The following is a 26100-nucleotide window of genomic DNA, read 5'->3' as shown; positions in this document are numbered from 1 at the left end:
GAACACTTCTAGTACCACTACTTCATCATGAAAAGCAAACTTCGTGTGACTAGAGTTGGGGGGATATAGATGTACGATGTATTCTTAGTCGATGATGAACCGTTTATTATTGAAGGATTGCAATCTATATTAGAGTGGAATGACTATGGACTCCGCATTGTTGGGCAAGCGGAAAATGGGGAGGCCGCTTGGGATCTGCTGAAGGATCACCCGGTCGACTTGGTTGTGACGGATATTATGATGCCCAAGATGACAGGACTGCAGTTGATTGAGAAGGTGAAGCAGGTTCACCCGCATACGCGCTTCATCATATTGAGTGGATATAATGAGTTTGTGTACGTAAAGGAAGGGATTAAGCACGGAGTCGAGAACTATCTGCTGAAGCCGATCAACATCGATGAATTCCGCTCTACACTAGAGAACACGGTACAGAAGCTGGATCAATCGCGCATGCACCATATGGTGGAGCTTCATAACCGCGACATCTTGCGGGATAACGTGTTATTCCGCTGGCTGCGTGACCGGATTCATATGGAAGAACTGCAGCAGCGGGCAGATTTGCTGGATCTCCATTTCGTTCATCCTTATTATATGGTTGTTCTTGTTCGGCCAGAGGTGCGGAAGGACAATGAAATGGACTATATGAAGCAGGATGAGGTTGCTACTCAGGCGAAGCATCTGTTGGAAGAGAAGTTTGGCGGATTTTGCGTTCGCGAGTGGGATGGAGAAACGGCAATTGTCCTTGGATTGTATAAGCGAGAGGACAAGCAGGAAGCAATCGAGGTGCTGCTGCGATGGAAGGCAGAGACAGAGCAAAAGCTGCAATCCGTGCTTGAAGTGACCGTGGGCAGCGTGCAGGAGGGATACGCCAAGGCTTCTGTCAGCTTCGATCATGCAAAGCAGGTACAGCCGTACCATCTTGTTAGAGTGGATGACAGTCTTATAGATTGCGATGAAATCGAAAGCTATCGTTCGTCGCGACCGGCATCGGTTCAGCCAGAGACGGAGCCGTATGTGAAGCTTCTGTACGCGAGAGATAAGGACGGGCTGAATACGCAGCTTGAAGCGGACTTTGAACGATTGTCTGATACAGATGGCGTCACTCCGCGCGATATGCGGAACTTTGCCGTGGAACTGCTCATCGCTTGGAAGCAGTCTGTGAAGGGGTCATCGGTATTGCAACTGAACGATGAGAGGGACTGGTTCGATGATGTGTATCATATTCAGACACTGGAAGCCTTGAAGGATCATGTCTTGCAAGTTGCTGCCCATGTCATTGAGCTGATGAACGAACCGGAGGATATGAGCCCTGTTGTTAGACAGGTGCTGCATGATATTCAAGAGCGTTATGCCGAGGAACTGTCGCTTAAGACGCTCAGTCAGGTGTACAATATTAACCCGGTCTATTTGGGACAGCTGTTCCAGAAGGAGGTTCAATCCACGTTCTCTGATTATTTGAATAAAACACGGATTAACAAGGCGAAGGAAATGCTGACAGGAACAAATTATCGGATGACGGATATTGCAGCCAAGGTTGGATATTGGGATAAAAGCTATTTCTATAAGCAGTTCAAAAAGTATGTTGGCATTTCTCCAAAAGAGTATCGAGAGATCCATAGTGCGGCGAATGAATTGGCATAATACCCAGCATTGGAAAGGGTATCCACGGCAAAGTGACGCCGTGTAAGCCCTTTCTTTATTTTGTACACCAAATCTAAAGTTTGTTGACTATTGGAAGCGAGGCAGTTGCGTTACGCTATAAGTACAACATAGCAACGGGGGATGATGGGATGCAATTCATCAAAAATGCCTTTCGGAGCTTAAACCGCAATCGAATCTTTCTGCTAATGGTTCTTCCGGGAGCCTTGTGGTTTTTGTTCTTCTCCTACCTACCGATGTTCGGAACTGTGATCGCTTTCAAGGACTATCGTTTCAGCCGGGACGGCTTCCTTGCCAGCTTGCAGCAAAGCGAATGGGTAGGGTTTAAAAATTTTGAATACCTTTTCAAAACAAATGATGCTTATGTCATCACAAGAAACACGATACTATACAACTTGGTCTTCATCGTTCTCGGTCTCGTATGTGCCGTAGCTATGGCAATCATATTGAGCGAAATTGTGAATAAACGGTTGGCAAAATTGTATCAAACCGGGATGTTCCTGCCTCACTTCTTGTCTTGGGTTATCGTCGGTTACTTCACGTTCAGCTTCCTGAGCGTTGACAAAGGGGTACTGAACCAATTCCTGGCTTGGATCGGGAAAGAGCCTGTATCCTGGTACTCCGATACGACGTACTGGCCTTACATCCTTGTATTCCTGAATATTTGGAAGGGCGTAGGTTATTCCAGTGTCGTATACTTGGCGGCGATTGTCGGCATTGACAAGACGTACTATGAAGCAGCGATGATTGACGGAGCGAACAAGTGGCAGCAAATTCGCCACATTACATTACCGGCCATTACTCCGCTTATTACAATCTTGACGCTGCTCGCTGTGGGACGGATCTTCTACGCAGACTTCGGTTTGTTCTATCAAATCCCGCGTGATTCTGGTCCGTTGTATGCGGTAACGAACGTAATCGATACCTACGTATATCGCGGTTTGAAGGCGACAGGGGAAATTGCAATGAGTACGGCAGCTGGCTTGTATCAATCATTAGTCGGATTCATTCTTGTCATGACCTCGAACTGGATCGTTCGAAAATTCAACAAAGACAATGCGTTGTTCTAGGTTAGGGGGAATGACTTTGCGTAAGACTAAACATCGTGACGTTCATGAGTTGTCCAGAGGTACGAACCTGTTGTTCAATATTATCGCCGGTGCATTCGCTCTTATGTGTGTCTACCCATTCCTCTTCGTTATCGTCATCTCGTTAACGGATGAAGAATCATTGGCACGCAAGGGTTACACACTGTTTCCTGAAAAATGGAGCTTCTCTGCTTATGAGTACATTTTCAAGGCAGGAGATCAGCTGCTCAATTCCTACGGGATTACGATCTTCATTACATTAGTTGGTACGTTGATCAGCTTGGTGGTTATTAGCTTGTATGCTTATGCGATATCACGCAAGAATTTCTCGTACCGTGGATTTTTCTCTTTCATCGCATTCTTTACGATGCTGTTCAACGGCGGTCTCGTACCGACGTACATGGTTATCACGCAAGTATTGGGCTTGAAGGATTCGATTTGGGCGCTTATCTTGCCCCTTATTATGAACGCGTTCTACGTACTCATCATGCGTACGTTCTATAACACGACAGTACCGGATGCGATTATCGAATCCGCGAAGATCGATGGTGCTGGCGAATTGCGGGCATTCATTACGATTGTACTTCCAATCTCCTTGCCGGGGATTGCGACAATTGGTTTGTTCGCGACATTGGGCTTCTGGAACGACTGGTTCAACGCTTTGCTCTATATCGACAATCCGTCACTCGTTCCATTGCAGTCCATGCTGATGCGCATCGAGAACAGTATGCAGTTCTTGCTGTCAAACGCTCAGTTGAACTCATCCGGTCAATCGCTCGAAATGCTCAGAACGTTGCCGCAGGAAGCAACACGGATGGCACTCGTCGTACTGGCAACATTGCCAATCGCATGTGCTTACCCATTCTTCCAACGCTACTTCGTTCAAGGCTTGACGATTGGTGCAGTAAAAGAATAATTCTTACTACCATAACGTTTATTCCCGGACGGCGGCAAATGATCTTGCCGCCTCTGGAAATAATATAAACATCCAGCGTGGTTCAAAAAGGGGAGGTAACAAAATGGCTAAGGCAAAAAAAATGCTGATGATGACATTCTGCCTCATCATGGTCGCATCTTTGGTTCTCGCAGGTTGCGGAAGTAAAAAAGAAGAAGCGGCTGGCACATCAGGAGACAAAAAAGACGAAAAGCCAGTAGAACTGATCTGGTACACGATCGGTACTCCGCAAAAAGACGTTGACAAAGTAATGGAAAAAGTCAGCGAGTACACGAAAGAAAAATCGGTGCAACAATCAAAATGAAAATGTTCGACTGGGGCGATTACAACCAAAAGATGCAAGTAATCGCCGCTTCTGGGGAACCTTTTGATATCGCTTTCACGTGTTCCTGGGCATTTGATTATGTAACAAACGCTAAAAAAGGCGCGTTCTACGAACTGGATGAACTGCTTGACAAGTATGGCCAAGATATTAAGAAAAACGTTCACCCATCCTTCTTGGAAGGTGCAAAAATTGAAGGTAAAACATACGCGATTCCTGTAAATAAAGAGCTTCCGGCTCAAAAAGTATTCCGCTTCAACAAGCAATATGTAGATAAGTACAATATCGACATCAAATCCATCAAGACGTTGGAAGATTTGGAGCCAGTACTTGCAAAAGTGAAAGCAGGCGAGCCTGGATTGTATCCAGTGTCTGCTGATAAGCAATTCAAATTCGGCATTCCTTACGACTTGGTGAACGAAAACTTGCCAATCGGCGTGGCGCTGACAGATACGAATGACTTGAAGCTAGTTAATATTTTGGAACAACCAGATATGATGAAGAGCTTCGAAACCATGCATGACTACTACAAAAAAGGTTATTTGAAGAAAGATGCAGCTACAGCATCTAACGGCGATGAAATGAAAACAGGCAAATGGTTCGTTGATATGCCGGACACTCAACCGTTCGCAGACAACCAATGGTCTCAAACGCTGGGCTACCCAGTTGTATCTACACCTTACACTGAGCCATATGTATACAACTGGTCTGTAATGGGTTCCATGCACGGTATTTCCGCGAACTCCAAGTACCCAGAGAAAGCAATGCAATTCTTGAACTTGCTTAACTCTGACAAGTACTTGCGCAACCTGGTGAACAACGGTATCGAAGACGTTCACTACAAACGTATCGATGATAGCACAGTAGAATACTTACCTGCTAAGACAGAGGGCTACGATATGCCAGCATTTACACTTGGTAACTTCTTTATCTTGGATAAGTTGCCTACTGACCCTAAAGATAAATGGGAACAATTCGCGAAGTTCAACGATGCTGCGAAAAATGCGCCGCTTCTCGGCTTCCACTTCAATGCTGATAATGTGAAATCAGAAGTTACGGCTTTGACAAACGTAAAAGAAGAATTCTATGCATCTTTGTTTACTGGTTCCGTGGATCCTAAAGTCTACGTTCCAAAAGCGATTGAGAAATTCAAGCAAGCTGGCTTGGACAAAGTAATGGCTGAAATGCAAGCTCAATTGGATGCTTGGAAAGCATCCAAGAAGTAATCCATATCGGGCGTAAATGAGTTTCGTCCAGCAGCAGACTTGACAACTAGAGCATGACGACAACGTGCAAAGCGAAATGAATAGCCCTTTGTATCCAAATCAGGTGAAGCGCTTCGCTTCACCTGATTGTGTTCTATTTTAGACAAACAATTGGTTGTTTTTTCACATCCTAATCATTACAATATAATTGATATATTAATCATCTTATTTGCTATAATACAAATAATTCACTTTTCAGCACCGGGAAGGTTGCAAGACCCTAAAGTGCATGCTTTCGCAGCGGAATTTTACTCTGCAAAACTTGTAAGGAATAGCGGATGTAGGCGAGACTATATGAGCAACTGAAATGTTTCTGAAGGAAACATACGCCGAAAGCATTAATTCTTCGAGGTTGAATGCAAGATTCGATGTCGAATCGCTTCCCGAAATGCGTCGTGATCAAAAGTGAAAAGGAGAGAGCCGACATGGAACGTCTACCGCAAGCTGTGCTTCGCGTGATGGAAGAAGCAAAGACTAAATTGGCCCATAACCCGAAATTGATGGAGCAGTTTTTGAACTGCTTCCCGAATACGTTGCAAACGACAACAAAGCTGCATGAAGACGGTACATCCTACGTCTTTACAGGGGATATCCCTGCAATGTGGCTGCGCGATTCCAGCGCACAGGTACGCCAATACATGCCGCTTGCGAAGGACGATGCGGATGTAAGACGCGTCATTGCCGGGCTGGTGCGCAAGCAGCTGAAATATATTCAAATTGACCCTTATGCGAATGCATTTAATGAACAAGAAGTAGCATTGGATGAAATTCATCACCGTGACCAAACGAAGCTGAATGGCTGGGTATGGGAACGCAAGTATGAAATTGACTCTCTATGCTATCCGCTTCAATTGTCCTATTTGTATTGGAAAGAGACGGGGGACACTTCCCTCTTTGATGGTGAATACAAAACGGTTGCTCATATCATTATGGATCTGTGGACGACGGAACAGCGTCACTTTGCGCAATCGCCATACCGCTTCGAGCGGATGGATTGCCGCAAGACAGATACGTTGAAGAATAATGGCATGGGTATGCCGGTCAACTATACAGGCATGACATGGTCTGCATTCCGTCCAAGTGACGATGCATGCACATTCGGCTATTTGGTTCCTTCCAACATGTTCGCGGTTGTAGTGCTGCGCTACTTGGAAGAAATCGCAACTGCAGTCTATGAAGATGCGCCATTTGCAGCGAAGGCTCACGCACTGATGGAAGAAATCGACGAAGGCATTCAAGCATACGGCATCTTCCACCACCCGAAATACGGCAAAATCTATGCTTATGAAACAGACGGCTTCGGCAACTATAACCTGATGGACGATGCGAACGTGCCTAGCTTGCTCGCGATTCCGTACCTTGGTTATACAACGGCAGACGATCCAATCTATCAAAATACACGCCGCTTCATTCTGAGTGAAGAGAATCCTTACTTCTACTCCGGTAAAGCAGCTAAGGGTATCGGCAGTCCGCATACGCCGAACCAATATATTTGGCATATTGCCTTGTCAATGCAAGGCTTGACAGCAAGCTCCCAAGACGAGATTGCATCCCTTATCGAGCTGCTCACGACTACAGATGCAGGCACAGGATACATGCATGAAGGCTTCCACGTGGACGATCCTGCACAGTTCACACGCGAATGGTTCGCTTGGTCGAACAGCTTGTTCTCTGAGTTGATCTACCGCGAACATTGGCTTAAAGGGGAATAAGCAAGCCAGTTGCTCAGCAAGGTCAGATCGTTAGGAACACTAGCACCTCTATCACACACACCATGAAAGTGAGGGAAACAACATGACTAAAAAGACTGCCCACATTATTTCTCATACGCACTGGGATCGCGAATGGTATATGCCTTATGAATATCATCATGCACTTTTGATTGAATTGATGGATACGCTGCTCGATACGCTCGACAATGACCCAGGCTTCAAGAGCTTCCACCTGGACGGACAGACGATTATGCTGGAGGATTACTTGCAGGTTCGCCCTGAAATGAAGGAGAAGCTGACGAAGTACATTCAAGAAGGCCGCATTCATATCGGACCTTGGTACATCTTGCAGGATGAGTTCTTGACAAGCAGCGAAGCGAACGTGCGCAATATGCAAATCGGACATCGCGATGCGAAGCAGTATGGCGGCAACATTTCCAAGGTCGGTTATTTCCCGGATTCATTCGGTAATATGGGCCAAGCGCCGCAAATCTTAAAGCAATCCGGCATTGATGTAGCGGTATTCGGCCGCGGTGTTAAGCCGACTGGATTCAACAACCAAGTATCGGAAGACGCAGCATATGAATCGCCGTTCTCCGAGATGATCTGGGAATCCCCAGACGGCTCGCGCGTCATCGGCATTTTGTTCGCGAACTGGTACTGTAACGGAATGGAAGTACCTGTTGATGAGCCGCAGGCAGTAGCTTATTGGGACAAGCAAATTCCGAATGCGGAAAAATTCGCATCCACACGCCACTTGCTGTTTATGAACGGGTGTGACCACCAGCCGATTCAAACGGATCTGTCTAAAGCGATTGAAGTGGCGAAGAAGCTGTTCCCGGATGTGGATTTCGTACATTCCAACTTCAATGATTATGTAGACGAGCTTCGCAAGGAGCTGCCTGAGAACCTGCAGACGGTTCATGGTGAATTGCGCAGCCAACGTACAGACGGCTGGTATACACTTGTTAATACAGCATCCTCCCGCGTGTATTTGAAGCAAATGAACGCAGAGAACCAAACGCTGCTTGAGAAGGTAGCAGAGCCGCTTGCGGCAATTGCACACCAAGCAGGCAAGCCATACCCGCACCACCTGTTCGTGTACGCGTGGAAGACATTGATGCAGAACCACCCTCACGATAGCATTTGCGGCTGCAGCGTGGACGAAGTACATCGCGAGATGGTTACACGCTTTGAGAAGTCGAAGCATATGACAGAAATGATTATTAACGAAACAGTAGATAGCCTGATTAAGCAAATCGACACATCTGTATACGGCGGCAAGCAAGCTGTACCGTTTACGGTATTCAACTCCACAGGATATGGACGCGATGGCGTTGTTGAAGTGACGCTTGAACTGTACCGCCGTTATTTCCGTGAAGCTCATCCAATGAAGCTGGCAGCGGAAATGAAGAAGGAGCCAATCGAAGCTGGCGCAGTTATCGATGCAGACGGCAGTGTGCTTGATTGCCAATGGGAAGATGCGGGCGTAGTCTTCGGCTATGACTTGCCGAAGGATAAGTTCCGTCAGCCATATATGGCGCGTGCAGTGAAGGTGCGCTTGCAAGTACAAGATATCCCTGCATTCGGTTATAAGACGCTTGCTTGGGTGACAGGCGCATCGAAGGAACAAGGGGCTAGCCTTGTGACAGGCGAGTTCACGCTGGAGAACGACCGTTTGAAAGCAGTCGTTGCCGAAGACGGATCGCTTACGTTGACAGACAAGTCCACTGGTCATACGCATGCTGGTTTGAACGTCTACGAAGATGCAGGAGATATCGGGAACGAGTACATGTTCCGCATGCCGGCAGGTTCCAAGCCGCTTACGACGGCAGGGCTGAAGGCAGAGCGCAAGGTTGTAGAAAATACGCCGTTCCGCGCGGTAATTGAAGTGGCGCATAACTGGAACATTCCAGTATCCGCAGACGATAAATTGGAAGAAGAGCGCCGCGACATTGTGGACTTCAATATTCGGAAGGCGCAGCGTTCGACTGAATTGGCTACATTCCGCATCATCACTCGCTATACGCTCGATCGTGGTGCGAAGCGCGTTGATGTTCATGTAACGATGGACAATAAGTCCAAGGATCACCGCGTAAGAGCATTGTTCCCAAGCGGCTTCGAATCCGAAACACACTTGGCGGAATCGATCTTCGAAGCGGCTCGCCGCAACAACATTCCAGCGAAGGAATGGGAGAACCCAAGCAACGATCAGCATCAGCACACATTCGTCAGCGTAAGCGACGGCAAGCTGGGCTTGACGGTGGCGAACAAGGGCTTGTTCGAATACGAGGTATCGCAAGACAACAAGAACACGATTGCAGTTACGCTGCTTCGCTCCTCCGGCGAGCTCGGCGACTGGGGCTACTTCCCGACTCCAGAAGCGCAGTGCATCGGCGTTCATACGGCTGAATATGCGATTATCCCGCATGAAGGCGATGTTGTAGAATCCGGTGCTTATGCAGAAGCTCATGCATTCCAAGTACCTTGGGTTGTACGCCAAGTGGAAGTGCAGGAAGGCAAGTTCCCAGTGAACCATGCATTCCTGGCATGGAACGGCGAAGGCGTAGCGTTCTCCTCCTTGAAGATGGCAGAAGAGACAGGCGACATGGTCGGTCGCTGGTTCAACTTCAAGCATGAAGAAGCTGCTCTGAATGTATCGCTTCCAGAAGCAGCGAAGGGCTTCTACCGCAGCAACATCATGGAAGAAGTTCAAGAGAACATTGCTTCCACGAATAACCGTGAAGTAACTGTTGCCTTGAGCAGTGCGGAGATCTTCTCGCTCGGTATCCAAAAATAATACGTATCATCATAGGAAAGACGCTTGCGAAGACTCGCAAGCGTCTTTTTTTCGGCGAATGAACATGAATAGCAATTTATATTTGTTTTGGGATCAGGAAAATAACCCCTTTACAAAATGATTTTTATCGCTAAAATAAATTTTAACGATAAAAATCATCTTAGTGGAGGATTCCCTATGAAGCTGCTCATGAACAACCGCGCATTCCGTTTTTTATGGCTTGCCCAAACCATTTCTGAGCTTGGCGACGGCATTACACGGCTCGTTGTTATCTTTCTTGTCGCCCATTTATCGAGCGATCCGCTGGCTATCAGCCTTGTCGTACTGGCAAATGTACTGCCAAGCATGCTGCTCGGCACATTTGTAGGCCCAATCGCCGATCGCTTTCAGCGCAGCCACATCATGATGGCCGCTGATATCTACCGTGCGGTCATTGTCGTGCTGCTTATCGCATTTCAGCACAATCTATACGGTATTTATGCGTTGATATTGTTGCAAAACATCGGCACCGTGTTTTTTGAACCCGCACGTGCTGCCATTGTGCCAAGTCTTATTGGGAAAGAGAACATCTCGCAGGCCGTTTCCTTCTCGCAGGCTACTTTTATGGCTATGCGGCTAGTGGGGCCATCGATTGCGGGGCTGCTAATTCCACTGGGTCATTTTAACCGTCTATTCCTTTTTAATGGACTTACGTTTATGCTTTCTGCTTTGTTTATTTACGCGATGACCAAAGCAAAGCCCGTACCTGATCGGACTCGTGAAGAAATCCAAAATGAACGCGGGTTACCGGGGCAGTCGGCTGCTGCGAAGGAACCGTACTGGAAGTCCTTGAAGGCAGGGATACGCACGATTTACCGTCACGATGGATTATTTGCACTTCTTCTGCTGCTTGTGCCGATCATGCTTGTCGTAGGCGTTATTAATACGAACTTGAATGCGGCCTTGCTGCAAACCTTCCGTATTCCTGCCGAGCATTTTGGCTTCATTTCCAGTATGGTGGCCGTAGGCAGCATATTAGGGGCGCTCGCTGCACCTTATCTCATGAAGCGTGTGGCTTCCAATGTTCTGCTGCTCGGGGCAGTTGGGGTTATCGGCTTGTTCTGCTTGCTCATTATTCCGCTGCACTCGCTATATCAAACGAGCGGGGTTCTCAGTGTATATGTATGGTCGATTGGTCTTGGTGTATCACTTGCTTGCACGAACGTGCCGCTCAGTAGTCTGTTTATTACGATTATGCCAGATGAAATGAGAGGCCGTGGATCAGGCGTATTCGATTCTGTGTCGCAAGCCGGCACAGTTCTTGGCATAGGCATAGGCGGGTTATTCGCTTCCATGTTCGGCGTATTGCTTGCCACCGCGCTTGCCGGATTGCTGCTTATTATTGTCGTTGTCATTTTCCCTCTGTTAAAATATAATCAAGCACTTCGAAATACGAATGAAGCGAGAATGACGGGAGGAGACCTGGCGATGTCTTCTTCAGACTAAGGGAGGGGACAGCTTGCAAGAGCAGCGAGTAATTAACGATGTCGAGCTGTTGAAGATCATGCTAGATCCACGCCGGATGCAAATATTGCGGCTTGCGCAAGATGAGCCGATTACGGTGAAACAGATGGCAGAGATCATGGATGAGAAGCCATCCAGACTGTATTACCATGTAAAAAAGCTGGAAGAGGCCCAACTGCTGGAGCTTGTCGAGACGAAGCAGCAGGGGAATCTGATCGAAAAGTATTATCGTGCGAATCAAGAGCAGCGCAGCTATACGTTGGGGAAGGAAATATCACAGGAGCATTCCAGTCTGATCGTGCAGGAGCTTCTTCGCATTACCCATCAAGGTATGGATGTAATCGAGGACGGAATGCGAAAAGGACAGTATGGAGAGGACTTGCTTGCGGAAGCGAAGATTGCCTATACATCAATGACACCGATGGGATGGGCGGAGAAGGCGTATTATGTACAGCAAGCAATCTCATCCAACTATGCACCGCCGCCTTTCAATCCAGACGAATCCGTGATTGCTAATGATAAACAATTGCGAGAGCAGACGACCAAGGATGAATACGTGTTCGTTATGCTCAGCTACCGCATGAAAGATGTTCCGAACCGTGAATCTGTCGATAGTAACGAGAATGAATGATGGACGATTGACGGAAGCCTTTGTTCCAATTTGGGAATAAGTTGAGGTTAGTCGAATAGGCAAAGACACCCACCCTCCATGCTTGAGATGAGCATGAGGGTGGGTGTTTGTTTTTGAAGGGTTGTACGGAACATACAATGCGCCTCCAAGTTGTGTATGGAATCGGTTAGAACGGAGAGACGTTACACACCGATGATCGTCAGTTCCTTCGGATAAGAAGTCAACACCTCAACGCCGTCTGCGGTTACGATGACATCATCCTCGATGCGTACGCCAGCTACCTTCGGCACGTAGATGCCCGGTTCAATCGTGAACAGCATGCCCGGCTGAAGCACATCCTCGTTGCGCTCATGTACGGATGGGTACTCATGGACATCGATGCCGAGGCCATGACCGAGACGATGTGTGAAATAATCCCCGTAGCCTTTGTCCGCAATGACTTTGCGTGCCGTGCGATCAAGGCTGCCAAATGTAACGCCTGGCTTCACAGCCTCGATAGCTGCCATGTTCGCGGCGAGCACCGTATTGTAGATTTCCTTGCAAGTATCATTCACTTCACCTACGGCAAAGGTGCGCGTAATGTCAGAGGCGTAGCCATTCGCATATACGCCCATATCGAACAAGAGCAGCTCGCCCTCCTTAATGGTGCGCGAGCCCGGTACGCCGTGCGGGAGTGCGGCATTTTCGCCTGCCAGAACCATCGTGCTGAAGGATGGGCCGTCTGAGCCAAGCTTCTTCATCAAATACTCAAGCTCCGCCACCACTTCGATTTCACTCATGCCTACTTTAACTCGGCTTACGCCCTCCAGCAGAACGGCTTCAACAAGACGAATCGCTTCCTTCATGCGAACGACTTCTTCTTCCGACTTAATGACACGCATCGCCTGCAGGATAGGACCTGCATCTACAAAGCTTTTCGCTGCTGTGGCACTTGTTAATGCTTCATAACGCTGTACGGACATATGTCCCTTCTCGATCGCGAAGCGAGCGGGCTGCTGCGGCAGATGCTGCTTCAGGATGTCATAGGGATTGTCGGTATCGGTATGAGTAACAATGTCCTTTACGACAGACACAGCGGCTGCCTTATCTCCATCAAGCGCAGGCACAATCAGTGTCGGCTCTCCTTGCAGAGGGGCGATGATGCCAAGAAACCGTTCATGCGGATCGCAAGCAAAGCCAGTTAAGTAATAGACATGCTTCGGATCTGTAATCAGCATGACATCAATGCTGCTTTCCTCCATGGCGGAACGGAGCTTGTTCCATTTATCATTCATCGAAAATCTATCCTTTCATTCGGTAGAGTAAGGTGATCTAGGATCGTTAGCCAGACTTCTATTCTCGAATGTACCATGACCGATTGAAAATTGCGAATAGACAAAATAAAAAAGGAGTATTATATATAATACAGACTGATTATTTTCATATGTTTTCATAGTATGTGTCTTATACTGTATTAATACATTGGGTAATATCACCACGAGGAAAGGGATGAGTATCATGAACACTACGAAGACTCGCATGAATGAGAAAGCCAGCCAACGCGTTGAGATTCATTGTGTCGATCAGGATCGCCATCAACAACTATCCGCGATGCGTGGAGCAGACATTGTCGTGGACTGCCTGAATCGTCAAGGCGTCACTCATATTTTTGGAATTCCGGGGGCTAAGGTTGACAGCGTTTTTGACGCACTTGTTGATCGAGGCCCCTCTTTAATTGTGTGCCGGCATGAGCAGAACGCCGCGTTCATGGCTGCTGCAGTTGGCAGATTAACAGGAAAACCTGGGGTATGCCTGGTGACATCTGGACCAGGGGCCTCCAACTTGGCGACAGGTCTTGTTACTGCAACGGCAGAAGGAGATCCGGTGGTTGCTTTAGGTGGGGCTGTATCACGTGCAGATCGCTTGAAGCGGACGCATCAATCAATGGACAATGCAGCACTGTTCCAGCCAGTTACGAAGTACAGCGCAGAAGTGCAGCATCCTGACAACCTGCCGGAGGTACTGACGAACGCCTTCCGTGCAGCGACTTCGCCGCGTCAAGGCGCAGCTTTTGTCAGCCTGCCGCAGGATGTAATCACAAGTCCGGTAGAGGTGTCAGCAATTGGCCCGCTGCCTTCGCCACGGCTTGGAGCAGCTCCTTCTGAAGATATTGCCGAAGCGGCAAAGGCACTGCGCAGCGCACGCATCCCGGTCATTCTCCTTGGAATGCGGGCAAGCTCGCCGGAAGCGGTATATGCGATTCGGCAGCTTGTCGCTCATACGAATATTCCAGTTGTAGAGACATTCCAAGCGGCAGGTGCCATTTCCCGTGAATTGGAGGCTCACTTCTTCGGCCGTATCGGATTGTTCCGCAACCAGCCGGGAGATGAACTGCTGGCACAGGCCGATGCGGTATTGACGATAGGGTATGACCCAGTAGAGTACGATCCGAAGTTCTGGAATCATGACGGCCAGCGCCGCATTATTCATTTGGATGACGTACAAGCAGATATTGATCATGATTATCAGCCTGACATGGAGTTGCTCGGCAGCATCGACCGTACGGTGCAGGAATTAACGAAGCATTTGTCCGGCTTGCAGCGGACGCCAGAAGCGAATGTGCTGTGCGACTCCTTGCTGGCAAAGCTGGTGGAAGCCTGTGAACCGCCGCAGAAAGTCAAGCCGGGCACTGTTCATCCGCTGCAAATTATTCATGGCCTGCGCAGCGTCATCAACGATAACGTGACCGTCACTTGTGACGTAGGTTCTCATTATATATGGATGGCGCGTTATTTCCGCTCGTATGAGCCGCGCCGACTGCTGTTCAGCAACGGAATGCAGACGCTTGGCGTTGCCTTGCCTTGGGCCATTGCGGCCGCACTGGTTCGTCCAAATGAGAAGGTCGTTTCCGTATCAGGAGATGGAGGGTTTTTGTTCTCTGCGATGGAGCTTGAAACGGCTGTGCGCTTGAAGCTGCCGATTGTTCACCTCGTTTGGAATGACGGCACATACGATATGGTCGCATTCCAGCAGCAAATGAAATACGGCCGTACCGCAGGCATCGAATTCGGTCAGCCGGATATGGTGCAGTTCGCAGAAAGCTATGGAGCTACGGGCTACCGTGTCACGGATCCTGCTGAACTGGTGCCAACACTGAAGAAGGCGCTTGAAGCAGAAGGGCCTGTCGTCATTGATATTCCTGTCGATTACAGTGACAATATCGCACTTGGAGATACTCTACTTCCAGACCAGTTCCATTAAGAACGAACTGGAAGCAAGGGAAAATACAGCACGCAACAAGGAGGAACAGAGAAGATGAATGCCGTATTGGAACATCCGGTCAACACAACATTACGTCCATCGGACTCATATACAACAACGGAACGAGAAACGGAACACCGCTCAGAGCAGCCAAGCACCATTTTCCAGACATCTACTATGAGCGCCCTGCTCGACGGTGTGTTCGAGGGAAACATGACAATGGCTGAGCTGAAGCAGCATGGCGACTTCGGTATAGGCACGTTCAATGAATTGGATGGTGAATTAATCGCCTTTGATGGGAACTACTACCGCCTGCGCTCCGACAGCAGTGTAACGCCTGTAAAGCCGGAGGAGGGAACGCCGTTCGCGTCCGTTACCTTCTTTCAAGCGGAGAAGACATTTCGGGTGAATCAGCCGATGAGCCGCAGCGAGCTGGAGCAGCTGATTGACAGCTTGCTCCCGAGCCTAAACCTGTTCTACGCGATTCGTATTGACGGAGAATTCGAACGTGTTGTAACACGTACTGTTGCGAAGCAGAAGCCGCCATTCCGTCCCTTCTTGGAGGCAATCGAATCGCAGCCTATCTTCACGCTGGAGAAAAAGCGCGGTACGGTGGCAGCGTTTCGTATGCCGGCCTTCGCTCAAGGGATAGCCGTGGCCGGCTACCATCATCACTTTGTCGATGATGCGCGTACAGGCGGCGGACATGTACTTGATCTTCAGTTCAAGTCCGGCGTCATCCAGATTGGCAAGCCGTCAGAAGTGCATATGCACTTCCCCGAAACAGAAGCCTTCATGAATGCCGATCTGACGAGCCGCGATCTTGATGCGGAAATTGCGAAGGCTGAAGGCTGATCTAATTTCCAAACGTGCTCGTGAAGCATGCACAAGTAATACATGCGTTGTATGCACACGTAGTGCAAGTATCAATCTCAGTGGTAATAAAGGAAGTCTAAAATATGCCAAGAAGGCCTGAATGGGAGAGCAAGGAGCCCGTTTGGGTCTTTTTTATAAGATGGACTCGTGAAGATGGGGCGGCTATGGTGGAGATGTAGAAGATAACAGAACCCCGATGCCTGACGAGGAGCAAGCGGCATCGGGGACGAAGACTGAAACGATCATGCTTTCATTAATTCATGCGTGCAACAATAAACTCAGCAGCTAGCGCAGGGATTTCATCTGGCAATTGTTCTGTTGGAATTACATCATGACGCAATTCCAATGCATAACGGAACTCGTAAAATCCGCCGAGTGTAGCCTTGAAGTTTGTTTCCCAATAGTTGGTCATCAGCCATGCATAGGCAGAAGGCTTAGTATCCTGCGCCTGCTGCGTATGGACAATCCTGCGTCCATGGTCAAGCGAGCCCAACTGGAGCAGCGGCGTATCGGGCATGGCCAGAAGCAGTGTACGCTCCGTAGCTTGTTCGAGCTCGTCCATAACTGTCCGAGAACCTTCGGATCCGATCGTAGAATTGGCTAGCCCTGCCCCAGTATGGCTGCTCCATGCCAAGCCCTCCTGAATGCACGTATAGTCCAGGCAAGTGCCCGGCAGTTGATCGATCCATGGCCGGACGATGGCTCCTGCCTTTTCTACATATAACGTATCCTTGCTATATTCGCCTGTTGTAAACGGTAACGCCACATATACGTTTTCAGGAAGCCATACGCTATCTTTATGAAGTCGAACCGATACCTCTACTCGATTCGAAGTTGCGTATACCTTCAGGAACAACGCGTAATAGCTCATGCCTTCAATTGTGTAAGTAAGCTCAACAGTAGCATATAGCGGGCCGTTTTCTATCGGACGAACACGAATGAGACATCCAGCGCTTCGTTCTACGTTAATACCCTTGCGATTCCGCCCCATCCGGCTGCGGACGGCCCATACTTGGCTTGGATCGCTCGAATCAGCAACTGGAGTAACCTCATATATCGGTGTAAATGCCCCATACTCGCGATTGGCTGCCAGCAGTTCTGCGCCGGATTGTTTATCCAGCCAAGAAATGATGCCGTCATGCTCCTTCCATTCTATGCGGACAAAGGGTGATTCAATCATGTGCTGCGCAATCCGGATTGGCCCGTGAGCAGCGTGTTCTATTTGCAGATCGTCCATATCATAGACGCGGTCACTACCCATGAGGCGGGTATTGGATGTTGTTCGGTTAATCGGCAGAGTTTGCGTCTTACGCAACTTCAGGAAACACTCTCCGCCCGCATCAAGCGAGGCTTGGATGACAATGGATTGCGGGTGTGGGGACTGGTGCGGAAGCACGGCTCCAGTACCTTCGTGTACGACCTCCATCCCATCCTCAAATAAAGCAGGCTCCCAGCCATCCAAGGGCAGCGTTACCAGCTTGTTCGCGGATGCGTTCTCTGTGTTGACGATACGATAGCGGATCGGCCGTTCCGGGTATAACGGTGCCGCGCCTTGGGCGAACAGCACCTGATCCAAAGCTTGGTGCGCCAAACGGCTTGCGTCGGCGGCATAGGCCTGCTTGCGTACCTCTAAGAGTTGCACGTTCGGATGCCACGGCTCATAAATGGAAGAGTGATAACCCCACGTATGTTCTGCATACATGACCAAGGCTTGTTCTGCTTCACTAATTTGCTGCACATCTACAAGCTCTCGTTTTGGATCGAGATACTTAACCTTTCTTAGCGTCCGCTGAGCGTCACGGTATAGCTGAGTATGCATAGCTGTCGAGCTGACGCCATCTGACCACCAATCTGGCCAATCACCTGCATAGACAGGCAGTTGCTCCATATCTTCCTGCTTCAGTCTGGCGAAGAATCCACTAAGCGTCGTCATCTCGATGCGAATCGTTTCTCCGTATTGGGCGTTCCAATCACGGATGAATTCCATAATCCGACCATTAGGCGAGGCATTGTCTGTACCAAGACCGGACAGCATGACCGGCACAAAGTCATAGGGATAGCCTTCCTCTTCAAGTCGGCATACGTAGCGATGCATCCGAATTCGGGCAATATCATTATGATGGGCATCGATAAGCTGATTGTCGAACTCGTCCTGAATCATATATTGGCCGAGCGCACCCGGACACAGGCCGAGCTCGTTCCCGAACATGTAGTGCTCTCCGTTCCAGACGAGCAATCTGTCGCCATTCGGCGCCTGCCACCAAAACGGTGTCTGCTTGCGGCCAAGAGCGAACATCCCGTGGTGAGTATGAATACAGCTGAATAAATGCTTGATTCCATTGTCGAGCAGGCTCTGGGCATAGCCCCATCCATAGCCGTTAATGTCAGCGGTCATCGCGGAATCGATTTGATGTCCGATCGATTTGGCGTAAGCCTGCGCTTTGCTGTGAATGCATTGCAATAAGGAATAGTCCGGAAGCTCCGTCATATTCAAGTACGTATCCGATAGTTCGATGCTGCCGCTGCGCACCGCTGCTGCGAATTGCTCGCGTTCCTTCTCTGAAGCTTGATCCAAAAAGCGCTCCACCGCCCAGAACGTTTCGCAGTTCCAGCGAAACCCCTGCCAATCAGGCTTAGCGCCATTCTCAGATTGCTGCAAGATGCTCAGTGCTTGGCGAATAAATTCAGCGTGATAACGTTCAATTTTTCTTGACGCTCTGTATATCCGATGTCGGTATGGGAGTGATGTATTGCATAAATGGTCCAAGCTCGATTTGGGGTAGGGGTCTTTGCACGGGCTAGATGCTGTTCCATTCTCATTAGGTGTAGCCTCCAATTCCATTTCAGTTCAAGGAACGAGTTTTGAATAACGAATAAAACCTTCCGGCTCCATATCTCTGCAAAAAGACAGTAACATGCCGGATAGAGAGGTGTTCTCTCACTTTCACCATGTATTGCCCTCATTGTAGGAAATGAAGGGAAGGCTGTATTTGGACTAGTCGGCTTTGTTTTTGTACAAAAAGGACATCTTTATGAAATAGGAGGATGACTTGGATCAACGTTTGAACGCGGACGATGGAGTTCATCACGACGGAAGCGCGCTGGCGATACACCGAGATGGCGAGTGAACACTCTTGTAAAATAATGTACAGACTCAAAACCACACTGCCCGGCAATATGTTTAATGGCTGCATCGCTGCCGAGCAGCAGTTCCTTTGCTAATTGGATGCGGCGCTCTTGTATATATTGAACGAATGTCTGGCCGCAATGCTGCATGAACAGCCGGGTCAGATGCCTGGGGGAGATGTGCAAATGCTGTGCGACAATGTCAAGCGACAGCGGTTCGCTAAGGTTATCCTCCAAGTACAGACTGGCCCTGCGGAACAGATCATTGTGACCGACAGGAGGGTTCTTGGTTGCTTCGGACGCTGACGGGAGCTGGTCTGGATTTGGCGTGAACAGCGGCAGCATCGAGTACAGCAGTGTACCTGCCGCAGCTTGCAGTACCGCTGGGGGATATGCAGCTTGTCCTTGCCCATTCCCATGGTCGAACATGTGCAGCAAAGCGCTCCACAGCGCTGCCATTGTAGATTCCGCAGCTTCAGAAATAACCGGGACTGCCTCCTGTGCCAGTACTTGATAGGCGTGAACGTATGCATCGGTCGATTCGGATTCTAAAATGTCGAAGGCAACGAAGCAGAGGGCAAGACCTTCGTCGCTGCGAATCTGATGCCAGATTCCTGGGCGAGAGCAGAATGCTGAACCTGCTGCTAGTGAGTAATGCTTGCCGTCATCGATATATTCGCCAATACCCTCCATGACGTAACACACCTCAAAGAAAGAATGCCGGTGCATCGCGTTATGGTAATGGTGAGGCATGAAGCCCCAGTAATGGACACGATAGCGCACTGGACCGCAGTCAATCTGTGAGGCGTATATATTGAGCGAATGATTTGCTTTTTTGTATGCCGTAGGATTATTAATCATTATGTGTACTCCTTGTGTACCATACGTATGTAGGCCAACCTTTATATGGTTAAATTGATCCTCATTTTGGGCTTTGTATTTTCCAGCTGCGTATTCAGGCTATGTGCTTCTCTTTCGATATCGAACCCCAGCAGGAAGATGAGTAAAACATAGGAAGGATGTGACAATACGAGCGATAATGAAGCCCTTTTCTAGATGCCTATAATGCTTTTTTATCGAATACCCTCTTTATGTTCTTTGTCATTTTCATCACAATTTGATTGTAAAGTCAGGCAACAATTGGAGCTGTCCCTTTACTAGCGCCTTTGTTAGAATAAAATTTACCAGTATTTTAGTGTTTAAATAAATGGTGTTACGAATACGGTATGTATGCAGTTGAATCGTATCAATTTGCCGGGCAATTGAGTTCGAATTCACATAAGTGTCACATATAGCGCTTTCATCCCTATGTTGTTCACAATTCGTCACAGCAATTGATCGTCCGGTTATGGGACAATATGGATGAAGGCTGGAAATCAACATATGGAGGGGACGGACGATGTTGTTAACGGCAGAACAGCTGGAACAGTGGAGTGGTGATACCGTGGAACGAATGGAGACACGCAAGGCGGCTTATCAATTGCTGGCTGATTTCCTGGGCGAGGTTCCAACACTAGATGTCATTATGGCATGGCGGAACGGACAGAAGCTCAAGGTGCTGTCATCCGCTTCCGAAGGAGCCCAAAAGCTGTGCAGTTTGCTCAAGAACATGTCGATTAACGAAATATACGCCGTATACTCATCGCTGCGAGATGAATATTTGCGCTTGTTCGGCTCTTCAGGCCAGCTGCCTGTAGCGCCTTGCGAGACGATGTATCGTGCGAGCGAGCAAATGCTGCCAAGGTCGTACGCTCATGATGTGCGGCAAATGTATGCTGAATTCAGCTTATATTTCAAAAAGATGAACGAAGAGCCTGACGACCATATTGCGATCGAATTGGAATTCATGGCTGTTCTTATCGAGAAGATGATGAACAATGTAGCCTCGAAGGAGCGTTACGAGCGCTATATGAATGGCCAGCGCACATTTGTGCTGGATCATCTGAAGAACTGGGCGCCACGCTTTGCAGAGGACTTAGCACAGCATGCCGAGCATCCAATCTATAAGGCAATTGGACTGCTGCTAAGCGAGTTCATCGCCAAAGAAGCCGCATGGGCAGAACAGATGGAGATTGCATAATTGTACATTCTGTACTCGAACCGGTGCAGTAAAATAGAACGAAAACGCGATGCAAATGTACATGACAAGGGACCTTTCTATACAAAGGTCCCTTTCTTCTCTATATGGGCCTACATGTAATGCCCCGCCAATAAATCGTCCACGCGGCCTCCAAATTACTTTCAAACCGATCAATTCCGCCATACAGCAACTGTACGAAAAGCCCGTCCAATATGGAAATGAACGCCTTGGCCGCCTGTTCAGGATGAACGCCGCAAATTTCTTGCGAGCGAAGCGCTTGTGCCATACGGGGGACGAGTCCTTTTTCCAGCTTCTCGACAAAGGCATGCATGCGCTCAAGAACAGGCTCTCGAAGCGATGGCGGCGGGAAAAAGGCGACTCGAAGCATGAACTTGAGTACATCATACTGGTTATAGCGATGACGGTATGATTTGAGCAGCAGCTTCAATTGGTCATACAACGGCAGTTGCTCGTGCTTATGGAAGAAGTCTGTAATCCAGTTCAGCTCGTCGACAAATACAGATTGCAGAACGTGCAGGAACAGATCCTCCTTGCTCTTATAATGCGCATAGATGGATGGTTTCTTAATGCCGACTTCCTCAGCAATATGGGACATGGACGTTCCGGCATAGCCATATTTGGCAAAATGGGATAGAGCGATAAGTTGAATGCGGTTGGCAGTCAAAGGGAAACCCTCCATTCTTCGCTGTTCCATAACTACCTATCGTTCGTTCGACGAAATTATGTCACAGGGTTGAAATCGTTGTCAATGACATATTTGAATATGGGGATTTCGGGTATAGTATTTCAATATGGATCGTTCTTCCTATCGAACAAATTGCATAAAAAAGCTTACAGATGATACATACGGTCGGCAAGTACGTAGTGAATATATAGAAACGAAGTGTGAAGATACAGAAATATAAAAAATGGGGGAAAGTGCGGATGAGGAGAGCGTTGCAGGTTGGGTTATTTATTATCTTATTGATGACGCTTGGGCTGTATGTGAACGATACGTTCGGTCATACCATTGCGACATCGCTAAGCATTATGACGACATTTGCGGTCATTACGCTTGCCGTCATTATTTTTATGGAGAATCGGCATCCTTCCAGTACGGTTGCCTGGATACTCGTGCTGGCACTCGTTCCAGTTGTCGGATTTATTTTTTATATGCTATTCGGCCAAAACTATCGCAAACGCCGACGCTATGCCCGCAAGGCTGTTCAAGACCGACAGGCGTATGCCTTCATTGATAATGAATCGCTGACACGCAGGGAGCAGGTTTTTTCCACCTTTAATCCTGATGAACGCCAGTTGCTGCGGCTGACGAGCCGTCTGAGCAAGAGCCCAATCTCATTCGGCACCGATACGCGGATTTTGAATAATGGAGAAGAGACATTCTCTGCACTGCTTACGGAATTGAATAAAGCAAGACATCATATTCATATGGAATATTACATATACCGGGATGACGAGATTGGAAGAACGATTAAGCGGGTTTTGATTGACAAGGCGGCTGCGGGAGTCAAGGTGCGCTTCATGGTAGATGCAGTTGGAAGTATGCATCTGCCGAAGATGTTTCTGGCTGATTTGCGCAGTGCAGGGGTTGAAGTCGCTGTATTCGGCGGTGTGAAATTTCCATTGTTCTCGAATCGAGTGAATTATCGGAACCACCGCAAAATCGTAGTTGTTGATGGCAATGTAGCTTTCATTGGCGGTCTGAATGTAGGAGATGAGTATTTAAGCCGCAGCAAGACCTATGGCTTCTGGCGCGATACCCATATGATTGTACGGGGAGAAGCTGTTAAGACACTTCAGATCATATTTCTGCAGGATTGGGCACATACGACAGGGCGCAAGCTGTATGATCCGGAATATTTGATGCCGAAGCCCACTGAGTCAGCCTCAGGAGCTGTGCAGATGATTGCAAGCGGCCCGGATCAAGAATTCAAGACGATGAAGAATGTATTCTTTTCCATGGTGACCTCGGCGAAAAAATCAATTTGGATCGCGACGCCTTACTTTATCCCGGATGAGGATATTTTTACAGCGCTGCGTGTTGCAGCGTTGTCTGGCGTCGACGTTAAGCTGCTGTTCCCGGCAAAGCCGGATAAGTGGCTGCCATTTCTTGCGTCGCATTCCTACTTCCCTGGACTTATGGAAGCAGGAGTACGCATTTACGAGTATGAAAAGGGATTTCTTCATTCGAAGCTTATTATTGTAGATGGAAAGATGGCAACGATCGGAACTGCGAATATGGATATGCGCAGCTTTCATTTGAACTTTGAGGTCAATGCACTGCTGCTGCGTACAGAGAGTGTTCAACAACTCGTAGAGGAGTTCGAGCTGGATCTTCAATCCGCTGCTCCTATCGTGGAGGAACAGTTCGCTCGCAAAAAAGTGTTAACACGCTTCCTTGAGTCAGCAGCACGCTTATTTTCACCGCTTCTGTAAGCCATATTGGCTTTACGGTAGCGGATGGAATAGATTGACTCTATGTGTGGTTTGTGGCATGATTAGGGAGAACTCCTTTTGAGAACGATTTTCATTATCCATGGAATGCAGGAGGAACGATCATGTCTGTATTGAACACACGATCTCTTACGTTATCGTATGGGGAAACCTCTATAATAGAAGATTTAACGGTTAGTATACCTGAAGGAAAGATTACGGTGCTGATTGGCAGCAACGGATGCGGCAAGTCGACACTGCTCCGCTCGCTCGCCCGTTTGCTGAAGCCGAATCGTGGAACAGTCCTGCTGGATGGCAAGGATATTCATCGTACGGCAACGAGGGAAGTTGCGCGTAAGATGGCGATCTTGCCTCAAGGACCATCAGCTCCGGAAGGCCTGACAGTGCATCAGCTTGTGAAGCAAGGACGTTATCCGTATCAGACGTGGCTGAAGCAGTGGTCAGAAGAGGATGAACGGCTTGTGCGCCATGCATTGAAGGTGACAGGTCTTGAGAACTTGGCTGATCGGCCAGTAGATGCCTTGTCTGGCGGTCAGCGACAACGAGCTTGGATCGCAATGACGCTTGCGCAAAATACGGACATTGTCCTGTTGGATGAACCCACGACGTATTTGGACTTGAGCCATCAAATTGAGATACTCGACTTGCTGTACGATTTGAATCGGAATGAAGGCCGTACCATCGTGATGGTTCTTCATGACTTGAATCTCGCATGCCGTTATGCTGATCATATTATAGCGGTGCGCAACAAGGGGATCCATTCGCAAGGGGCTCCGGAAGGTGTGCTTACGGTTGACATGGTAAGAGACGTATTCTGTATGGAATGTATCGTGTGCGATGACCCGCTGTTTGGAACGCCAATGTGCGTGCCGCGCGGCAAGGGGCGCGTTTGTGGTGAACGGTGCGAGCGCAAGGATGATTGTGTAGCGAACACACTGCTGCAATCGAATGCTGTGTAAAGGAAGCTAATATAACCCACTATGAAGTGAACGGGAATCATAATAGGAGCTGTTTGGCTTTGCCAAGCAGCTTTTTTTGCCCGCTTATTTCCCCTTCATTTTCCAATTCCTATATTTACTCTACCAATTATGACATATGATTATCGGAGGGAATCTCTTTTGTGGAGCAATCGTAACGTATGGATCGTGCTCTGCGGCGAATTTGTTGCTGGGCTTGGACTTTGGACATCCATTATCGCGAATCTGGAATTTATGCAGCATCATGTGCCGTCAGATTTCATGAAGTCTTTGATCTTATTTACAGGTCTGCTGGCAGGTGTGCTTATCGGCCCCTATGCAGGCAAGGTAATTGATTCACATCGGAAAAAGAATGTCCTCATATGGGCGGGCATTGGACGGATGGCGAGTGTATGCTTTATGTTTCTCGCCATTGCGCAAAGCTCGGTTTGGTGGATGATTTTATTCGCGATTTGCTTGCAAATATCGGCTGCTTTTTACTTCCCGGCCCTACAGTCGGTCATCCCGTTAATCGTACAGGACAAAGATCTGATCGCATTGAACGGGATTCATATGAACGCCTCTACAATTGCCCGCATCATCGGAACGGTTGCAGCTGGAATGATGCTCTCTGTCATGAGCTTGTCTGCCTTATATACCGCTTCATTGGTTGCTTATGGACTTCTCCTTGTCTCCACTTACTTCCTCGATATCGATGAAGGGGGAGAACAGAAATGCAATCTGAACCGCAAGGAGAAGCAAGGCGGTGGGTTCAAGGAGATTGTTCCTATGCTGAAGGGGATGCCGGTTGCCCTTACGGCGCTAGGCTTGTCTATTATTCCGGGGTTCTTCATTGGAAGCTTCAACTTGATGGTCATCAATATTAGTGAAATGCATCAAGATTCGCAAATTAAGGGCTGGCTCTATGCCGCAGAAGGCATTGCCTTTATATTGGCCGCATTCTTCGTGAAGCGCATTTCCGGGCAGCGTGATCTGCTCAAGCAATTATTTACCCTCTCATTCATTATCGCAGGCGCACAAGCGCTGTTGTTCTTTGCTCATGTGAAGTGGATGACGATTGTGGCGTTTGCTCTATTTGGTTTGGCTGCAGGATTCTTCTTCCCGCTGCTGTCAACCTATTTCCAAAAGTCGATTCCGAAGGAACTGCACGGTCGATTTTTCTCATTTCGCACAATGCTGGACAGAGTCCTGTTCCAAGTTGTGCTTCTCGCTGCAGGGTTTAGTTTAGATACAATCGGCTTGCCTTACATGGTGCTTATATTCAGCGGGCTGTCGCTATTTATTCTTTTCTATGGCGTGTTTCATTCATTTGACTCGGCAGCCAAGCACAAGCAAGACACTGAGATGTCGGCATCTTGATAAATTATCGTAAATAAGTCTTATGCAGAAGG

At 48.4% G+C, this 26100-nt stretch carries 18 protein-coding genes and 1 pseudogene; 14 read left to right on the top strand and 5 right to left on the bottom strand.

What is annotated here, in order from left to right; translation table 11 throughout:
- Positions 1-69: 69 nt before the first annotated feature.
- The 8 genes and pseudogenes from PAV_RS07825 to PAV_RS07790 all read left to right on the top strand — a co-directional run bounded on the left by PAV_RS07825 (position 70) and on the right by PAV_RS07790 (position 11935).
- A complete protein-coding gene (locus PAV_RS07825; RefSeq protein WP_005544933.1) occupies positions 70-1641 on the top strand; it encodes a response regulator transcription factor in 1572 nt (523 codons plus the stop codon).
- Between the two features lie 149 nt (positions 1642-1790).
- On the top strand, positions 1791-2729 hold the full coding sequence (locus tag PAV_RS07820) for an ABC transporter permease (RefSeq protein WP_005544931.1): 939 nt from the start codon (positions 1791-1793) through the stop codon (positions 2727-2729).
- A 10-nt stretch (positions 2730-2739) separates the two neighbouring features.
- A complete protein-coding gene (locus PAV_RS07815) occupies positions 2740-3663 on the top strand; it encodes a carbohydrate ABC transporter permease (RefSeq protein ID WP_040735609.1) in 924 nt (307 codons plus the stop codon).
- Positions 3664-3766: 103 nt separating this feature from the next.
- A pseudogene (locus PAV_RS07810) lies at positions 3767-5250 on the top strand (ABC transporter substrate-binding protein).
- A 464-nt stretch (positions 5251-5714) separates the two neighbouring features.
- Entirely contained in the window at positions 5715-7001 is a 1287-nt protein-coding gene (locus PAV_RS07805; protein WP_005544923.1) for a glycoside hydrolase family 125 protein, read from the top strand.
- Positions 7002-7083: 82 nt separating this feature from the next.
- Positions 7084-9801 carry an alpha-mannosidase gene (locus PAV_RS07800; protein WP_005544921.1) on the top strand — a complete coding sequence of 906 codons (2718 nt, stop codon included), beginning with the start codon at positions 7084-7086 and terminating at the stop codon, positions 9799-9801.
- A gap of 177 nt (positions 9802-9978) precedes the next feature.
- Positions 9979-11286 (top strand): MFS transporter, encoded by a 1308-nt coding sequence (locus PAV_RS07795; protein ID WP_005544920.1) that lies wholly within the window; start codon positions 9979-9981, stop codon positions 11284-11286.
- Between the two features lie 13 nt (positions 11287-11299).
- Positions 11300-11935 carry an ArsR/SmtB family transcription factor gene (locus PAV_RS07790; protein ID WP_005544918.1) on the top strand — a complete coding sequence of 212 codons (636 nt, stop codon included), beginning with the start codon at positions 11300-11302 and terminating at the stop codon, positions 11933-11935.
- Positions 11936-12117: 182 nt separating this feature from the next.
- On the opposite strand, the gene PAV_RS07785 is transcribed toward PAV_RS07790, so the two are convergent.
- The gene (locus PAV_RS07785; RefSeq protein WP_005544917.1) at positions 12118-13209 is read right to left on the bottom strand and encodes a M24 family metallopeptidase; all 1092 of its coding nucleotides are present in this window, start codon (positions 13207-13209) and stop codon (positions 12118-12120) included.
- A 316-nt stretch (positions 13210-13525) separates the two neighbouring features.
- On the opposite strand from PAV_RS07785, the gene alsS reads away from it, so the two are divergent.
- Entirely contained in the window at positions 13526-15175 is a 1650-nt protein-coding gene (gene alsS, locus PAV_RS07780) for an acetolactate synthase AlsS (protein ID WP_051135101.1), read from the top strand.
- Between the two features lie 54 nt (positions 15176-15229).
- Complete coding sequence (gene budA / locus PAV_RS07775; protein ID WP_005544913.1) at positions 15230-16030, top strand: acetolactate decarboxylase; 801 nt, start codon at positions 15230-15232, stop codon at positions 16028-16030.
- A 274-nt stretch (positions 16031-16304) separates the two neighbouring features.
- On the opposite strand, the gene PAV_RS07770 is transcribed toward budA, so the two are convergent.
- The 3 genes from PAV_RS07770 to PAV_RS07765 all read right to left on the bottom strand — a co-directional run bounded on the left by PAV_RS07770 (position 16305) and on the right by PAV_RS07765 (position 20038).
- Positions 16305-18710, bottom strand: a complete 2406-nt coding sequence (locus PAV_RS07770; protein ID WP_238555777.1) for a glycoside hydrolase family 38 N-terminal domain-containing protein — start codon at positions 18708-18710, stop codon at positions 16305-16307.
- A 5-nt stretch (positions 18711-18715) separates the two neighbouring features.
- Positions 18716-18871 carry a hypothetical protein gene (locus PAV_RS36035; RefSeq protein WP_238555776.1) on the bottom strand — a complete coding sequence of 52 codons (156 nt, stop codon included), beginning with the start codon at positions 18869-18871 and terminating at the stop codon, positions 18716-18718.
- A gap of 210 nt (positions 18872-19081) precedes the next feature.
- Entirely contained in the window at positions 19082-20038 is a 957-nt protein-coding gene (locus PAV_RS07765; protein WP_005544909.1) for an AraC family transcriptional regulator, read from the bottom strand.
- 538 nt (positions 20039-20576) lie between these two features.
- Here PAV_RS07765 and PAV_RS07760 point away from each other — a divergent pair.
- Complete coding sequence (locus tag PAV_RS07760) at positions 20577-21257, top strand: TorD/DmsD family molecular chaperone (protein ID WP_005544907.1); 681 nt, start codon at positions 20577-20579, stop codon at positions 21255-21257.
- 100 nt (positions 21258-21357) lie between these two features.
- Here PAV_RS07760 and PAV_RS07755 read toward each other — a convergent pair whose 3' ends face one another.
- Positions 21358-21942 carry a TetR/AcrR family transcriptional regulator gene (locus PAV_RS07755; protein WP_005544905.1) on the bottom strand — a complete coding sequence of 195 codons (585 nt, stop codon included), beginning with the start codon at positions 21940-21942 and terminating at the stop codon, positions 21358-21360.
- 260 nt (positions 21943-22202) lie between these two features.
- Here PAV_RS07755 and cls point away from each other — a divergent pair, with 260 nt between their 5' ends.
- From cls to PAV_RS07740, 3 genes are all read left to right on the top strand, one after another.
- Positions 22203-23714: a cardiolipin synthase gene (cls, locus tag PAV_RS07750; protein WP_005544903.1), complete on the top strand. Its 1512-nt coding sequence runs from the start codon at positions 22203-22205 to the stop codon at positions 23712-23714.
- Positions 23715-23836: 122 nt separating this feature from the next.
- On the top strand, positions 23837-24691 hold the full coding sequence (locus PAV_RS07745; protein ID WP_005544902.1) for an ABC transporter ATP-binding protein: 855 nt from the start codon (positions 23837-23839) through the stop codon (positions 24689-24691).
- 159 nt (positions 24692-24850) lie between these two features.
- Complete coding sequence (locus tag PAV_RS07740; RefSeq protein WP_005544900.1) at positions 24851-26068, top strand: MFS transporter; 1218 nt, start codon at positions 24851-24853, stop codon at positions 26066-26068.
- The last annotated feature ends 32 nt before the right edge of the window (positions 26069-26100 follow it).

Origin of the sequence: Paenibacillus alvei DSM 29 (genome assembly GCF_000293805.1) — a bacterium.
Classification (GTDB): Bacteria; Bacillota; Bacilli; order Paenibacillales; family Paenibacillaceae; genus Paenibacillus_B; species Paenibacillus_B alvei.
Note: the sequence above shows the minus strand (reverse complement) of the source record. Positions and strands in the feature narration are given on the sequence as shown.